A 15,681-nucleotide genomic window follows, 5' to 3' on the forward strand; every position below is an offset into this window, starting at 1 on the left:
TGGATGTCATGGCTGAATGGACAAAATCCGACTGGCGCGCGCTGCCGCGCGTACAGATGCCCGAATATACCGATCAGGCGACGCTTGAGAGCGTCGAAGCGCAGCTGGCGCAGTTTCCCCCGCTGGTCTTTGCAGGCGAGGCGCGCCGGTTGAAGGCGCAGCTGGGCGCGGCGGGCCGCGGCGAGGCGTTCTTGCTGCAGGGCGGCGATTGCGCCGAGGCGTTCGAGCAGTTCAGCGCGGATGCGATCCGCGACACGTTCAAGGTCATGCTGCAGATGGCGATGGTGCTGACCTTCGCGGCCAAGGTGCCGGTGGTCAAGGTGGGCCGCATGGCCGGCCAATTCGCCAAGCCGCGCAGCGCCCCGACCGAAACGGTGGACGGTGTCGAGCTGCCCAGCTATCGCGGCGACATCATCAACGAGCTGGCCTTCTCCGAGGCGGCGCGCATGCCCAACCCGGCCAACATGCTGCGGGCCTATACGCAGTCTTCGGCCACGCTCAATTTCCTGCGCGCCCTGTCAAAGGGCGGCTACGCGGACATGAACAAGGTCCATAGCTGGACGCTCAGCTTTACCGAGGGCGAGAAGGCCGCGCGGTTCCGCGAGATGGCGGGCCGGATCACCGACGCGCTTGATTTCATGCGGGCGGCGGGCATCAATGACGGCGCGACCGATGCGCTTCAGACGGTCGATTTTTATACCAGTCATGAATCGCTTCTGCTGGAATACGAGCAGGCGCTGACGCGGCTCGACACCACATCGGGCAACTGGCTTGCCGGATCGGGCCACATGATCTGGATCGGCGACCGCACGCGTCAGCCTGACGGCGCGCATGTCAATTTTGCCAGCGGCGTGCTGAACCCCATTGGCTTGAAATGCGGTCCTTCGATGACCGAAGACGACCTCAAGGCGCTGCTTCAGAAATTGAACCCCAAGAACGAGCCGGGCCGTCTGACCCTGATCGCACGTTTCGGTGCAGGCAACGTGTCCGAACATTTGCCGCGCCTCATCCGCTGCGTACGCGAGGCAGGTGCGACCGTGACATGGGTCTGCGATCCGATGCACGGCAACACCGTCAAATCCGCGTCTGGCTACAAGACGCGGCCCTTCGATGCCGTCCTGCGCGAGGTGCGCGAGTTTTTTGCGGTCCACAAGGCCGAGGGGACAGTGCCCGGCGGCGTGCATTTCGAGATGACGGGCCAGGACGTGACGGAGTGCATTGGCGGCGTTCAGGCCGTGACCGACGAAAACCTCAGCGATCGCTATCACACGGCTTGCGATCCGCGGCTCAATGCGTCGCAATCGCTGGAGTTGGCGTTTTTGGTCGCCGAAGAGCTATCCGTGCTGCACGATGCCCGGCAGTCCGAAGCGGTCTGAGCGCGTCTAAAAGTCAGGTTGGAGGGCGCGTGAGGGAAACCTCGCGCGCCTTTTTTCATAGATTATGTGATCCGCAGGCCTTGCCGGTCGTCCGTGAGGTGACTAATTTTTCAGCTTTTTTGCTACCGCAGCATGAATATGCGGCAGCGCAGCGAAAAAGCCTTGCACTTGTGGCGAGGGCACATTGCCGCCGCGCGTGATCCCGTGCTGTTCTAAGAAGGCAAAAGGATCAATGCGATACCTCCTCCCATCGCGATCTGGCTGCAGCTTCTGCGCGGGGCGGCTCCTCCCACGTCGCGCGGATAAACAAATGGTAGCGTCCGATATCCTCCTCCCATCGGTGCGCTACCGATAAGAAACGGTCCAACAGGGCATGGCCGGGCGGGTAAACCGCTCGGCCGCTTTGCTTGTCTCGAGTGTGGCGGGGCGCGTCAGCCCTTGATCAGGCGCAGATAGGGCCGCTCGGACGCGCTGCGCGCAGCGGGCTCGACGTGCTGAGCGGGCACATCTTCCGGACCGCTATCCGAGACAAGACGCGGCGCCGCATCGGGCAGGCCTTCGCCCTCCAGTGGCGTGACCTCAGCATGGCTGATCTCGAAGCGGCGCGGGCCGCGCCCGATCGTGCCGTTGGTTACCAAGCATCCCAAGGCGCGCGAGATATCCCCCAGATCGCTGCGCAGCGGCAGCATGATCATCGTGCCGCTTAGGGCAGGCGCGCCGGGCCGTGCGGCACTGGTCAGCGTCAGGCGCAAGGTGGCGGGCTGATCGAAGAGGCAGACAAGGTGATGGGCCAGAGCATCGCGTGCGCCAGGCTCCAGAAAGGCGCTGATCGGCATGCCGCGCACCTCCATCCCCATCAGATCGGTCAGATGGCCCCCCGCGATACGCAGCCGGGCAAGGCCGGGCGCGATCCGCTCGGTCACGAAAGCATGGCTGAGCAACGGCTCGATCCCGCGCGGGTCGATATCCGAGCGGCGCGGCACCAGCGCACCGTGGCGCTTTTCTTTCCAATAAGCCTCGAATGCCTCCAACTGGGGCGCGAAAGGTGAGGGTCGTGCAGCGTCGCCTGCAATAATTTCCCCAGGGTCCTTGGTCATGTCCTCATACCTTTCAAAACATCCGGTCGCTGCCGCACTCAACCGACCTTGGACAAACCGCCGCAAGGCCACCCCGGTTCCCGCCTGCCGCCGATGCGGCCCATCAATCCCGAGTCGGATTGTTCGGTGCGCTCAGGTTGCCATAGATGTCGGCGCATTTGTCTAAAATCCTATCCAATTGGTTAACCTTGGCGGAGGACCGCGCGCGGAGCTTTCATATTTGCGATGCCCCCAAGCCGCGCGGCTGGTCACTTACGGCACGCGCCGCGCGTCTTGCCTCCTCGGCGGAGGCAGCTTAGGACGGGTGCAAATGCCCTCCTTCGGAGCCAAGTCCAGATGCCCGACACGTCAGCCAACACCCAGCATCCCGGCACGCCCCAATCCATGACAGCCTTTGCAGCGGGCAGGGGCAATGCCCTTGGCCATGACTGGGCATGGGAGCTGCGCAGCGTCAACGGCAAGGGCCTCGATCTGCGCCTGCGGGTGCCCGACTGGATCACCGGGCTGGAGGCGGCGCTGCGGGCGCGCCTGTCGGCGGCGTTGGGGCGGGGCAATGTGACACTTTCGCTGCGCGTCAGCTCGGCAGAGGCGGGTGGGCGCATGGCTGTGAACACCGCGCAGCTCGATGCGGCGCTTGATGCCATGGCAGAGGTCGAGGCGCGGGCCATGGCGCGCGGTCTGTCGCTGGCCCCCGCACGGCCCGGCGATATCCTGGCCCTGCGCGGCGTGCTGGAAACCGCGAGCGCGGATACCGACACCGAAGCGCTCAGCGCCGCGCTGCTGGCGGATTTCGACGCGGTGCTTGGCGATTTTCTGGCGATGCGCGCCGATGAGGGCGCCGCCCTCGCTGCGCTGCTCGGCGCCCATCTGGACGAGATCGCACGCCTCACGGCCAGCGCGGCCAAGGTCGCCGAAGCGCGTCGCCCCGAGGCCGCCGCAGCCCTCACCGCTGCGCTCTCCCGCGTGATGGAGGATGCCAGCGGCGCCGATCCGGACCGCGTGGCGCAGGAGCTGGCCATGATGGCGGTCAAGGCGGATATCACCGAAGAGATCGGGCGCCTTGATGCGCATGTCGCGGCGGCGCGCGCCCTTCTGGCCCATGATGGACCTGTCGGGCGCAAGCTGGATTTTCTGTCGCAGGAGTTCAACCGCGAGGCCAATACGCTCTGCTCCAAGGCAGGGTCGAGCGCGCTGACCGCCGTTGGTCTGGAATTGAAAGCGGCTGTCGATCAGCTGCGCGAACAAGTTCAAAATGTGGAGTGAGCCCTGACATGGCACCCAGACGTGGCCTTTTGATCATCTTGTCCTCGCCCTCGGGCGCGGGCAAGTCCACCCTGTCGCGGCGCCTGCGCGCGTGGGACGAGAATGTGCTTTTTTCGGTCTCGGCAACCACGCGCGCGCCGCGCGACGGCGAGGTGGACGGGCAGGATTACTATTTCATGCAGACCGACGACTTCAAACGCCAGGTCAACGACGGCCAGATGCTGGAACACGCGTTCGTCTTTGGCAATCTTTATGGCTCGCCCAAGGGGCCGGTCGAGGCGGCGATCAACGAAGGGCGCGATGTCCTGTTCGACATCGACTGGCAGGGCGCGCAGCAGATCCAGAACTCGGATCTGGGCAAGCATACGCTGTCGATCTTCATCCTGCCGCCCTCCATCGGCGAGCTGCGGCGCAGGCTGGAGACGCGCGGACAGGACAGCGCCGAGGTAATCGCCAAGCGGATGCAGAAAAGCTGGGACGAGATCAGCCATTGGGCGGAATACGATTACGTTCTGACCAACGACGATCTGGAGGCGACCGACGCCAGCCTCAAGCAGATCATCGCCGCCGCCCGCCTGCGCCGCATCCAGCAGCCCGCCCTGACCGAACATGTGCGCAGCCTGCAGATGGAATTCGAGGAGCTGGCATGAGCCTTTATGCATTGAACGGCGTCGCGCCCAGCCTGCCCGAGAACGGCGATGTCTGGGTCGCCCCCGGCGCGCATGTCATCGGGCATGTGGTGCTGGAGACGGCAAGCTCGGTCTGGTTCTGTGCCACGCTGCGGGGTGATAACGAGGTCATCCATGTCGGCGCCGGGACCAACATTCAGGAAAACTGCGTGCTGCACACCGACAAGGGCTATCCGCTGACCATCGGCGCGGGCTGCACCATCGGGCACAAGGCGATGCTGCATGGCTGCACTATTGGCGAGAACAGCCTGATCGGCATGGGCGCCACGGTCCTGAACGGCGCACGTGTCGGGCGCGATTGCCTGATCGGGGCAGGGGCGCTGATCACGGAGGGCAAGGAGATCCCAGATGGCAGCCTCGTCATGGGCGCGCCGGGCAAGGTCATCCGCACGCTCGATGCCGCCGCGATCGAAGGGCTGCGCCAGAGCGCGCTGCATTACCAGCAGAACATGCGCCGCTACCGCGAGGGGCTGACGCCAATCTAGGCGCCCGGACGTCGTCCGAATTCCGATCAGCGCGGCAGCAGATCCTCTTCGTTGATCTGCCCGGACAGCCAGTCGCGAAACTTGGCCAGCGCGCCGTCCTCTCCTTTGGTCTCAGGCCAGATAAGATAATACCCGCCGGGGCTTGCCGTCTGACCGCCCCAGGCCACCACCAGCCGCCCGGAGTCCAGATCCGCATGCGCAAGGTATTCGGGCAAAAGCGCGACGCCCAGCCCGTGCAGCGCCGCTTGCGTGATGGTCGAAAACTGGTCATAGATGGTGCCGGGAACCCGCGCCGCCTGCACGCCCTGGGCGGCAAACCACGCGCGCCACGCATCGGGCCGCGTTTCGATATGCAAAAGCGGCAGCTCCAGCAGATCACGCGCATTTGCGGGCCGCTTGGCCGCAATCACCTCGGGCGCGCAAACGGCAATCACAGCCTCGCCGCGCAGCCGCATAGATGCGGTGCCGGGCCAGTCATTCGCTCCGAAATGTATCGCCGCGTCAAAGGGTTCCACGTCGAAGTTGAACGGCTTGATGCGGGTTGAGAGGTTTAGAGTCACCTCCGGATGCAGCCGCGCAAAATCGGGCAGACGCGGCACCAGCCACCGCATCCCGAAGGTGGGCAGGATCGCAAGGCTCAGCGCGCCGCCGGACGGATTCACTGCCAGCTTCATGGATGCCTGCGCGATCTGGCCCAAGGCCGCACGGATCTCGGCCGCGTATTGCACCGCGTCGGGGGTCAGGCCCATGCGCCGACCGCTTTTGACCACCAGAGGCACGCCCAATTGCTCCTCCAGCGCCTGAATCTGGCGGCTGACGGCGCTTTGGGTCAGCGACAGCGCCTCGGCAGCGGCGGTGGCGCTGCCCAGACGCTCAAGTGCCTCCAGCGCACGCAGGCTGGCGATGGAGGGCAAAAACCGGCGGGGCAGGGCCATCTATTCTATTTCCTCATGGGATATCCCGAAACTCTCGGTGTTTTTCTGGCCTGCCATGGTCTATATTGCAAGCTGAACGCATGAAAACTCATGAAAGGTATCGCAATGAGCCTCGACAACCCCACAAAGCCAGCCGACCGCCCTACCATCAAAGCCAAAGACGCGCCCGACCTGGCCGGGTTCAACTGGCAGGATCCATTTCGCCTCGACGACCAGTTGGAAGAAGATGAGCGCATGATCGCCGAAAGCGCGCGCACCTTCGCACAAGAGAAGCTGCAGACGCGTGTCATCAAGGATTATGCGACCGAGGCCGTGTCGCCCGAACTCTTTCCCGAGATGGGCGAGATGGGCCTTCTGGGCACCACCATCCCCGAGGAATACGGCGGCCTTGGCGCCGGCTATGTCAGCTATGGCCTCGTCGCACGCGAGATCGAGCGCGTCGACAGCGGGTACCGTTCGATGATGAGCGTGCAATCCTCGCTGGTGATGTATCCGATCTATGCCTATGGCAGCGAAGAACAGCGCAAGAAATACCTGCCCAAGCTGTCCACCGGCGAACTAATCGGATGTTTCGGCCTGACCGAGCCGGATGCGGGCAGCGACCCTGCCGGCATGAAGACCCGCGCCGAAAAAGTCGACGGCGGCTATCGCCTGACCGGCGCCAAGACATGGATTTCCAACAGCCCGATCGCCGATGTTTTTGTCGTCTGGGCGAAGTCCGACGCGCATGATGGCAAGATCCGTGGCTTCGTGCTGGAAAAGGGCATGAACGGCCTTTCGGCACCCAAGATTGAGGGCAAACAATCTTTGCGCGCCTCCGTCACGGGCGAGATCGTGATGAAAGGCGTCGAGGTGGGCGAGGACGCGCTTTTGCCGCATGTCGAGGGTCTGAAGGGGCCCTTCGGCTGCCTGAACCGTGCGCGCTATGGCATTGCCTGGGGCGTGATGGGCGCTGCCGAGTTCTGCTGGCATGGCGCGCGGCAATACGGCCTGGATCGTCATCAATTCCGCAAGCCTTTGGCGCAAACGCAGCTTTTCCAACTTAAACTCGCGAATATGCAGACTGAAATCACGCTGGGCCTGCAGGCCGCATTGCGTGTTGGGCGCCTGCTGGACGAGGCCAACGCCGCGCCCGAGATGATCAGTATGATCAAGCGCAACAACTGCGGCAAAGCTCTTGATATCGCGCGCATGTCCCGCGACATGCATGGCGGCAACGGTATCTCGGAAGAGTATCAGGTGATCCGCCATATGGTGAACCTTGAGACCGTTAACACCTATGAGGGTACGCATGACGTGCACGCCCTGATCCTCGGTCGGGCACAGACGGGCCTGCAAGCATTCTTTTGATGGAAGAGCGGGCCCAGCGGCCCGCTTACCACTTTAAGACTTTCACGTAAGTCACTGGTCTATATATGAATGAACGATCCGATGTCATTGTGATCGGGGGCGGCATTGCGGGCATTTCGGCGGCAGCCGAGATCGCCCGAGACGCGCGCGTCACCGTCCTTGAGGCCGAGCCTGTCACCGGCTATCACGCCACGGGCCGCTCGGCCGCGATCTATATTCGAAACTACGGCAATGCCGTGCTGCGCGCCATCAACGCGGCCTCCGAGCCCACGCTTGCGGCGCCCGGTGCGCTTTGTGATCACAGCTTGCTGTCGCCGCGAGGTGAACTTTTGATCGCGAGCGAGTCCGAGATGCCAAAGTTGCAGGCTTATGCCGCAGATGCCGTTGGGCTGGAGCGCCTCTCAGCGGTCGAAGCCGCGCAACTGGTGCCGATACTGCGACCCGAGCGCATTGCGGCTGCCATCTATGAGCCGGGCGCCCAATCCATTGACGTTGACGCCATGCTGCAGGGCTACACCCGGCTTCTGAAGGCTCGTCAGGGAAAGGTGATCACGAAGTCACCCGTGACGGCCATAACTTCTGGTGGCGGACATTGGAAAATCGCCGCGGGCGGTGCCAGCTACAGTGCGCCTGTTGTCGTTAACGCCGCTGGCGCCTGGGCTGACGCCATAGCGGCCATAGCCGGCACTGCGCAGATCGGCTTGCAGCCAATGCGCCGATCAGCCGCCATTCTCAACCTGCCGCCGGAGCATGATGTGATGAGCTGGCCGCTTTTTGGAAATGTTTCGGATACTTGGTACGCAAAGCCCGAGGGTGGCAAACTGATGGTGTCGCCCGCGGACGAAGACGCAGTAGAGCCGCACGATGCCTGGCCGGACGACATGGTGCTGGCCGAGGGATTGGACCGCTACGAACAGGCCGTCACGGTCCCTGTCACCCGAGTCGAGCGTAGCTGGGCCGGTCTGCGCAGCTTCGTTCCCGACCGCACCCCAGTCGTTGGAATGGCACCGGACGCTCCGGGTTTCTTCTGGCTGGCGGGGCAGGGTGGCTATGGCGTTCAGACCGCGCCCGCGCTATCGCAACTGGCAGCGGCGCTGATCTTGCAGCGCGGCCCGACCCTGGACCCGGATATCGTAGCCGCCATCGCGCCGGATCGACTATTTTGAACCTTGCCAAGGAGTTACACCAATGAGCGACATCACCCGAAACCATACCGGCCCACGCATGAGCCAGATCGTCACGCATAACGGCACCGTTTACCTTGCGGGCCAGGTTGGCAACGCGGGCGACAGCGTGACCGAACAGACCAAGACCTGTCTTGCCAATATCGACGCGCTCCTCGCGGAGGCCGGCACGGACAAGACGCGCATTCTGCAGACGATCATCTGGATGGCGGACATGAAAGATTTCGCCGAGATGAACGCGGTCTGGGACGCTTGGGTGCCTGAGGGACATACACCGGCGCGCGCTGCGGGCGAGGCCAAGCTGGCAACGCCGGAATATCTGGTGGAATTCATCGTGACGGCCGCTCTGACCTAGGCCTGAACACTCGGCCCGGCGGGGAAACTCCGTCGGGTCGTAGCGCCTGATAACGCTCCGTCCGAATATCGCATAATCAGTATTATGTAAATAATGCGTTGGTCAGGTGTAGCTTTTGATTCCTGCGGCCTATCGCCCAGCTATACGCGCGCAACGCGCACTGCGGCCTATAACTTCAGGCCACAACCCTCAAAAGCGGCGCGAGTCGCGGCCTTCTCGGCATCGGTCAGTTGCAAAAGCGGTGCGCGCACAGGCCCACCGACTTGGCCCAGAAGTTCCTGCCAGTATTTGCCGTGCGCCTGCGGTTTGCCGCCCGGTTTGGTGTTGCGGAACGCGGCGCGCACGGGATCGAGGCTGTCGCGCACTCGGCGCGCCTCGTCATGGCGCCCGGCAAAAGCCAGCTGCGTGTAGTCATGCATCCGGCGGTCCACCGCGGTTTGAAACTGATACGGCGGCGACGAGCAGAGATAGAGCTTCCAATCCAGTTCAATGATGTTGTCGAGCCATTCGGTCTCGGACGCGGTCGAGACGTGGATCTTGTCGCCAACCATATGAGTCAGACGCACATACATCTCGCGCGGGACAGAATATTTGATCGCCACGATATTCGGCAGCTCAGCAATGCGCGCGCATAGCTCGGGTGACATCAGATAACCGCTGTCGGGGTGGCTCCACATGGCGATGCCGATGTTAACTTCGTCGCATATCGCCTTGTAATAATTGTAAACTGTATCATCTGGATCGGTCACGAAATGCAGCATCGGCGCATGTACGACGATGTAATCGGCACCGCAGGCTTCGGCATGCCGCGCCAATTCCAGCACGGTGTCGAAGTTCTGGTCCGAGGCGGACATGATCGTGCCGGCGCGCCCGTCGCAGGCTTCGACCGCAATCTCGAAATTGCGCTTCCGCTCCTCGATCGACATCGAGAAAAATTCCCCCTGCTTGCCGCAGATAAAAAGACCTTTTATTTCCAGGCCTTCAATCCAGTGATTGATGTTCTGCGTTAGGCCCGCCTCATCCAGCGCGCCGTCGGCGCGGAACGGATTGAGCGCGGCGGCCCAGATGCCACGCATATGCTCGCGGGCGTAATCCTTGGCATCGAGTTTCGCGTATTTCATCGACTGTCTCCTACTGACCGGGCGCTGTCCGCTGCGTCTCGGGCCGCCTGGATCGCGGTCCAGAGCGTCTGCGATGTCAGCGGCATTTGCAAATCCTCCACCCCGAGCGGCGCAAGCGCGTCGATGGCGGCGTTAAGAATGGCGGCTGGTGCGCCGATTGTACCCGCCTCGCCCAAACCTTTGGCGCCCAGCGGGTTCATCGGGCTGGGCGTGTGCATGTCGGCCAGCGTCATCGGCGGCACGCTGTCGGCGCGTGGCACGGCGTAATCCATCAGTGACGCGGTCAAAAGCTGGCCAGAGCTGTCGTAATGCACCGCTTCCATCATTGCGGCGCCGACCCCTTGAGCAAAGCCGCCGACGATCTGATCCGCCGCGCCCTGTACATCGACCACATGGCCCGCATCGTCGACACAAAACGCAGCCTCGATCCGGGGGGCGCCGGTCTCGGCATCGACGCTCATCTGCACCAGATAAGCGCCATAGCCCCAAGTCTGCCCCTTGGTCTCAAAGCGAACCTCCTCGGTCAAAGGCAAGGCGCTGCCCGCCTCCCGCGCGCGGCGCAAGGCGAGGCAGGCCTCATGCACCGCGCTGCCTCCGATGGCGGTGCTGCGCGAGGCAACGGCGCCGATGCCTTCGGGACACGTTGCCGTGTCACCGTAACGCACATCCACCTGATCGGAACTCAGGCTCAGCGCTTCGGCGGCAATGGCGGCATAACTGCGCACCCGCGCCTGGCCCTGGGCCGAGCTTCCGCTCTCGATCAGGACGCGGCCGTCTTTGGACCAGGTGACGCGCGCGCTTTCCCAACCCTCGCCCGACGGCTCAAGAAAGAAGCCAAGACCAAGCCCGACCAACTGGCCCTGCTCTCGCCGATGCGCGACCTCGGCCAAACGCGCGTCATAGCCTGACACATCGCGCAGAAGGCGCAGCACGCCCGCATAATCGCCGCTGTCCAGCGTCTGGCCCGTGCCCGTCAACACCGGCATCTCTTCGGGCTCGCGCAGATTTCGCAAGCGGATCTCGAACGGATCAAGATCCAACTTGCGCGCCGCCTTGTCCATCAGCCGCTCGATCAGGGCCGCCGCTTCGGGGCGCCCTGCCCCGCGGTAAATGCCCGTTGCGGCGCGGCTTTCGGGCGTGGTCTCGGTCAGGATTTTCAGCGCCTCCACGCGATATCCACCCGGCAGGATACGCGCGGCGTTCCAACCGGGGATCAGCGCGCTATTGGGCAGCCAATGACCCAGCGGCGCCTGGACATGCGCCTCCAACGCCTGGGCGCGGCCATCCGCATCAAATGCCAGCGCGCCTTGCATGTGGATGCCGCGGCCATGGGTGGCGCTCAGGAAATCCTCGCTGCGCGTCGCACTCCAACGCACCGGCCTTTGCAACTGGTGCGCGGCCCAGACGCAATAGACCTCCTCCGGATAAAGCGAAGCTTTCATGCCAAAAGCGCCGCCGACATCGGGCGTGATCACGCGCAGAAGGCCTGCGTCGATGCCCAGCATCTGCGCCAGGTGCTGGCGCGTGCGGTGCGGCGTCTGGCCCGAATGCCAGATGGTCAGCCCGCCATCCGCCTCAGGGCGCACGGCGATCTGCCGGGTCTCAAGGCTGAGCGGCGCAGTGCGTGGGTGAATTACCTCGGCCCGGACGACATGCGCGGCACGCGCCATGATGTCGGCGGCATCGCCGTGGGTCCATGTTTTCTCTGCTATTGGTGCATCAACGCCAGCGTCATCCACGTCCAGCTCCAGCCAGATCTCATCCGCGGCGTCCAGCCCCGCGCTGCGCGTCTCGGCCAGGATCCCGGCCACGGGTTGGCCCACCGCCTCCACCCTCCCCTGTGCCAGCACGGCAAAGCGCGGCATAGCCGCAACCGGGATCACCTCATTGACGGGCAACCCGCCCGAATGCGCCACATCGGCGCCGGTATGGACGGCATGGATCCCCGGCATCGCCTTAGCTTCTTCGATGTCGAGGGACGCGATCCGACCTGAGGCCTCGTCACTGCGCAGAAACACCGCCCAAAGCGCGCCAGGCAACGCGATATCGGCTGTGTACTGCCCCGCGCCGCGCAAAAGAGCTTGGGGCGTGGGGGCACGCAAATCGGTGGTCATGAAACGGACATATCTCGGGTTATTTCAGCCTGGATCATGACCTGTCGGGGCGCGCCCGGCAAATACCGATGGGGGCTGTCGATATCACAAAAACGGATAGCCAAAGGGTTTGAGTCGATTTATTCTGCAGCAAGGGAAAGCAGGAGCGTGACATGCCAAGGATCGGACTTATCGGATATGGCGCCATCGCCAGCTATGTCGCGCGTGCGCTGAAGGACGATGGGATGACACCGGTTTGCGTTCTGGCGCGACGCGGCCGCGAGGCGGCAGCGGAGGCGGCGACCGGTGCCGCATCCGTCACCGATACGGCACAGATGGCCACGCGGGCAGATATCATCATCGACTGCGCCGGTCATGCCGGACTGACGATGCACGGACCCGCACTATTGGCCGCGGGCCGCGATCTGATCACCTTGTCACTGGGCGCCTTGGCAGATGCAGAATTGCAAAGCACGCTGGAAGCGGCCGCGAAAGGTGGGGGCAGGCTGCACCTCGCGTCCGGGGCCGTCGGCGCGCTCGATGCGCTAACGGCGGCCCGCGTCGGGGGCCTTGAGATGGTGCGATATACGGGTATCAAACCACCCAGCGGCTGGGTTGGATCGCCCGCCGAAGAGGTGCTGGACCTTGTCGCGCTGACGGTTGCCGTACCTCATTTCACGGGAACCGCGCGCGCCGCCGCGCTGGCTTATCCCAAGAACGCCAATGTTGCAGCCGCCGTGGCCCTCGCCGGGATTGGTTTCGATGCGACCGAGGCGCAGCTGATCGCGGATCCCACGGCGACGCAGAATACCCACCGGATCGAGGCGCGCGGCGCATTCGGGCAGTTCGACTTTGTCATCAGCGGCAATGCCTTGCCGGACAATCCCAAATCCTCGGCTCTGGCCGCGATGAGCGCGGTCAGTGCCTTGCGCCGCCAGACCGGCTGGCTGCGGATTTAGACAGATGCAGAGCCACGAACAAATCACGAGTCGCGTCATCAACCGCCTCAAGCTGCGTCAGCTGCGCCTGCTAATTGCGGTGGACCGGCATCGCAGCATCCTGCATGCGGCGCGCGAGTTGAACCTGTCGCAGCCCGCCGCAACCAAGATGATCAAGGATCTGGAGGCGGATTTCGACGTGCTGCTCTTCGAGCGGACCAATCGCGGGGTTAATCCGACCGCGGCGGGCGCCGCCCTAATCCGGGGCGGGCAGCTGATTTTCCGTCAGATCAGCACCACGGCACAGGAGCTGGAGGATATCGCGGGCGGCAATGCGGGGCGCATCGTGGTCGGCACGCTTTTGGCCGCCTCGGCGCGCCTTTTGCCCGAAGCGATTGCGCGCGTAATGGACGACAGGCCGGGCCTTATCATCAAGGTCGTAGAGGGCACGAATGAAGTGTTGATGCCCCGCTTGCGCGCGGGTGAGCTGGATCTGGTGGTCGGGCGACTGCCGATGCTGCGCCACCGCTCGGACCTCAGCCAGATGCGGCTGATGCAAGGCCGGATCGCGCTGGCCTGCCGACGTGGACATCCGCTCCTGGAGAAGGATGAACTGGAATTCGACGATCTGCGCGGGCTGGGCTGGATACTGCCGCCCTCCGACACCACGCTCAGGCGCCAGATCGACCAGTTTTTCCTCGATCAGGGGCAATATGCCCCGCCCCGCGTGGTGGAATCGGTCAGCTTTGTCACCAATCGCGCGCTTCTGGCAGGGAGCGACATGATGTGCGCCATGCCCGCCGAATTGATCGAGGGCGATCCGGGAGGGGCGCTGGCCGCCCTGCCCCTGCCCCTGCCCTTCGGCGATGGCCCGGTCGGGGCCTCGTTCCGGGCGGGCACATCCCTGCCGCCCGCCGCCGCCGCGCTTCTGGATGCGCTGCGTGCCATGGCTCAGCCGATTAACGCCAGCGACAGGCTGGGCCAGTAGCAGACCGCCAGCAGCACCAGCACCACCGCCAACAGAAACGGCCAGAGCGCCGCAAAAATTGAGGTGGCCTTCACGTCGCTCATGGAGGCGGCGATAAAGAGGCCGACTCCCACAGGCGGGGTCAGCAACCCGAGCGCGAGATTGATGCTGATCACTACGCCGAACTGGAACGGGCTGATACCGTAATCGCCCGTCGCGATAGGCAGCAGGATGGGCGTGACGAGGATCAGCGCCGCGATGCCATCAATCAGCATGCCGACCAGCAAAAGCGCCCCCATTACGATCAGGAGAAACACGAACGGGTCCGAGGTGAGCGAGGTGATCAGCGCGGCCAGCTTCTGCGGGATCGCCTCATAGATCACGACCCAGCCGAACACATTGGCCGCGGCGACCATGAAGACCACCAATGACGCGTTCTGCGCGGTGCGCAGAAAAAGGGCCGACAGCTGCGCAGGCTTCAACTCGCGGTAGACGAGCCAGCCCAGCAGGAAGGCGATCAGCGAGGCCACTGCCGCGCTCTCGGTCGGGGTGGCGATACCCATGACGATGCCGCCGATGATGGCGATGGGAATGAGCGCCGCCGGAAGCGCGGCGAGGATGGCGGCCAGCGCCTCGCGCGCCGTCATCCATTCACCCTTGGGAAATTGCTGCGCGAGGCCGATAAGTGTGACGACGATGAAAAAACTGCCCGCCATCATCAGCCCCGGCAGAATGCCCGCAAGAAACATATCGCCAATGGGAATCTGCGCCAGCACGCCATAAATCACGAAGAGCATCGAGGGCGGGATCACCGGCGCGAGAAGGCCACCCGCCGCCGTGGTGGCGGCAGCAAAGCCCCTATCATAGCCCTCACGCTCCATCGCCGGGACCATCGCGCGGCTCATCACGGCGATCTGGCTGACGGCGGAGCCGATGATTGCGGCCATGAACATGTTGGCAAGAAGGTTGATCCACACAAGGCCACCGCGAAACCCGCCAACCAGCACACGCGCGGCATTGACGAGGCGCTTGGTCATGCCGCCCTCGTTCATCAGCTCGCCGGTCAGCATGAAAAGGGGGATCGCCAGGAGGCCGTAGTTTTCCGTGCCCGCAAACATCTGCTGGGCGAAACTGTCGAACAAGACGGTATTGTCCGACTGCCAAATATAGCTGATCGCGGTCATCGCCAGCACGATGGAAATCGGCACTGCGCCGAAGAGCAGCACGAGGAAGAGCGCGGCGGTCATGCCTTGGCCTCCACCGAAACGGGGCGCAAGAGATTGGCGACCGCGTGCAGCGTCAAGCCAAGCGCGAAGATCGGCATGATGAGCCACAGCCAGAACTTGTGAATGCCCAGCGTCAGCGTCGGTTCGGCATAGATGAAGTTGAACGTCTCGCCCTGAAACGCCATCGTGTCGAAGCCTGCGCGCATCAGATCTAGCGGCAGAAACCAGCGCCAGCAGAGCCAAAGCATCAGCATTGCGAAGACCAGGATCACGACATCAACCGCCCGCTGCGCGGCCCGGGCGGCGGAATCCGGCAGCGCATCGGTCAGGATGGTCACGCCAACAGAGTGACCAAAATGAACGGCGGCGGAGGCGGCGAGGAAGGTCATCCAGGTCATCGCATAGATTGCCGCCTCATCGACCCAGAAGATCGATGCGCTCATCGCGCGGGTGACGACGTTCAACAGCACGAGGCCGGTGATCGCTACCGCAAGAAGTGCGGCAATGCCCATCTCGGCGCGGGCCCATTGATGTGAAATCCTGTGCAGCACGCGGCCCCTCACATTAGCCCCGAACGTAAATTTGGCCGCCCGTCTCCGGGC

The 15,681-nt window shown here is 63.7% G+C and carries 15 protein-coding genes; 9 read left to right on the forward strand and 6 right to left on the reverse strand.

All coding sequences use genetic code 11. The features are described 5' to 3' along the window. The first annotated feature begins 8 nt into the window (after nucleotides 1-8). Complete coding sequence (locus BW975_RS10075; protein WP_076533125.1) at nucleotides 9-1,376, forward strand: class II 3-deoxy-7-phosphoheptulonate synthase; 1,368 nt, start codon at nucleotides 9-11, stop codon at nucleotides 1,374-1,376. A gap of 431 nt (nucleotides 1,377-1,807) precedes the next feature. Here BW975_RS10075 and BW975_RS10080 read toward each other — a convergent pair whose 3' ends face one another. After that, nucleotides 1,808-2,473, reverse strand: coding sequence for a PAS domain-containing protein (locus BW975_RS10080; RefSeq protein ID WP_083687041.1), 666 nt, complete (start codon nucleotides 2,471-2,473; stop codon nucleotides 1,808-1,810). Between the two features lie 336 nt (nucleotides 2,474-2,809). Here BW975_RS10080 and BW975_RS10085 point away from each other — a divergent pair, with 336 nt between their 5' ends. From BW975_RS10085 to BW975_RS10095, 3 genes are read left to right on the forward strand one after another with little or no spacing between them, the layout of a single operon-like run. Then, a complete protein-coding gene (locus BW975_RS10085; RefSeq protein ID WP_244512445.1) occupies nucleotides 2,810-3,736 on the forward strand; it encodes a YicC/YloC family endoribonuclease in 927 nt (308 codons plus the stop codon). An 8-nt stretch (nucleotides 3,737-3,744) separates the two neighbouring features. Continuing rightward, nucleotides 3,745-4,386: a guanylate kinase gene (gene gmk, locus BW975_RS10090; RefSeq protein ID WP_076533128.1), complete on the forward strand. Its 642-nt coding sequence runs from the start codon at nucleotides 3,745-3,747 to the stop codon at nucleotides 4,384-4,386. After that, the gene (locus BW975_RS10095) at nucleotides 4,383-4,910 is read left to right on the forward strand and encodes a gamma carbonic anhydrase family protein (RefSeq protein WP_076533136.1); all 528 of its coding nucleotides are present in this window, start codon (nucleotides 4,383-4,385) and stop codon (nucleotides 4,908-4,910) included. The genes gmk and BW975_RS10095 overlap by 4 nt, the downstream gene beginning before the upstream one ends. 26 nt (nucleotides 4,911-4,936) lie before the next feature. Here the strand turns inward: BW975_RS10095 and BW975_RS10100 are convergent, their stop codons facing one another. Beyond that, complete coding sequence (locus tag BW975_RS10100) at nucleotides 4,937-5,845, reverse strand: LysR substrate-binding domain-containing protein (RefSeq protein WP_076533138.1); 909 nt, start codon at nucleotides 5,843-5,845, stop codon at nucleotides 4,937-4,939. A gap of 105 nt (nucleotides 5,846-5,950) precedes the next feature. Here BW975_RS10100 and BW975_RS10105 point away from each other — a divergent pair, with 105 nt between their 5' ends. The 3 genes from BW975_RS10105 (at nucleotide 5,951) to BW975_RS10115 (ending at nucleotide 8,734) form a co-directional block, all read left to right on the forward strand. Then, a complete protein-coding gene (locus BW975_RS10105; protein ID WP_076533647.1) occupies nucleotides 5,951-7,195 on the forward strand; it encodes an acyl-CoA dehydrogenase in 1,245 nt (414 codons plus the stop codon). 65 nt (nucleotides 7,196-7,260) lie between these two features. After that, the gene (locus BW975_RS10110) at nucleotides 7,261-8,361 is read left to right on the forward strand and encodes an NAD(P)/FAD-dependent oxidoreductase (RefSeq protein ID WP_076533140.1); all 1,101 of its coding nucleotides are present in this window, start codon (nucleotides 7,261-7,263) and stop codon (nucleotides 8,359-8,361) included. Nucleotides 8,362-8,383: 22 nt separating this feature from the next. Next, nucleotides 8,384-8,734 (forward strand): RidA family protein, encoded by a 351-nt coding sequence (locus BW975_RS10115; RefSeq protein ID WP_076533142.1) that lies wholly within the window; start codon nucleotides 8,384-8,386, stop codon nucleotides 8,732-8,734. Nucleotides 8,735-8,901: 167 nt separating this feature from the next. Here BW975_RS10115 and BW975_RS10120 read toward each other — a convergent pair whose 3' ends face one another. Both BW975_RS10120 and BW975_RS10125 read right to left on the reverse strand, forming a co-directional pair. Then, the gene (locus tag BW975_RS10120) at nucleotides 8,902-9,855 is read right to left on the reverse strand and encodes a dihydrodipicolinate synthase family protein (protein ID WP_076533144.1); all 954 of its coding nucleotides are present in this window, start codon (nucleotides 9,853-9,855) and stop codon (nucleotides 8,902-8,904) included. Further along, a complete protein-coding gene (locus BW975_RS10125) occupies nucleotides 9,852-11,969 on the reverse strand; it encodes a xanthine dehydrogenase family protein molybdopterin-binding subunit (RefSeq protein WP_076533146.1) in 2,118 nt (705 codons plus the stop codon). The genes BW975_RS10120 and BW975_RS10125 overlap by 4 nt, the downstream gene beginning before the upstream one ends. 152 nt (nucleotides 11,970-12,121) lie before the next feature. Here BW975_RS10125 and BW975_RS10130 point away from each other — a divergent pair, with 152 nt between their 5' ends. Continuing rightward, the gene (locus BW975_RS10130) at nucleotides 12,122-12,907 is read left to right on the forward strand and encodes an aspartate dehydrogenase (RefSeq protein ID WP_076533148.1); all 786 of its coding nucleotides are present in this window, start codon (nucleotides 12,122-12,124) and stop codon (nucleotides 12,905-12,907) included. A gap of 4 nt (nucleotides 12,908-12,911) precedes the next feature. After that, the gene (locus tag BW975_RS10135; protein ID WP_076533151.1) at nucleotides 12,912-13,874 is read left to right on the forward strand and encodes a LysR family transcriptional regulator; all 963 of its coding nucleotides are present in this window, start codon (nucleotides 12,912-12,914) and stop codon (nucleotides 13,872-13,874) included. Here the strand turns inward: BW975_RS10135 and BW975_RS10140 are convergent. Further along, nucleotides 13,838-15,100 (reverse strand): TRAP transporter large permease, encoded by a 1,263-nt coding sequence (locus BW975_RS10140; RefSeq protein ID WP_076533153.1) that lies wholly within the window; start codon nucleotides 15,098-15,100, stop codon nucleotides 13,838-13,840. The two genes, BW975_RS10135 and BW975_RS10140, sit on opposite strands and share 37 nt — an antisense overlap. Further along, entirely contained in the window at nucleotides 15,097-15,630 is a 534-nt protein-coding gene (locus BW975_RS10145) for a TRAP transporter small permease (protein WP_076533155.1), read from the reverse strand. The genes BW975_RS10140 and BW975_RS10145 overlap by 4 nt, the downstream gene beginning before the upstream one ends. Nucleotides 15,631-15,681: the final 51 nt, after the last annotated feature.

It is taken from the genome of Roseovarius nanhaiticus (assembly GCF_900156535.1).
In the GTDB taxonomy this organism is placed as follows: Bacteria; Pseudomonadota; Alphaproteobacteria; order Rhodobacterales; family Rhodobacteraceae; genus Roseovarius; species Roseovarius nanhaiticus.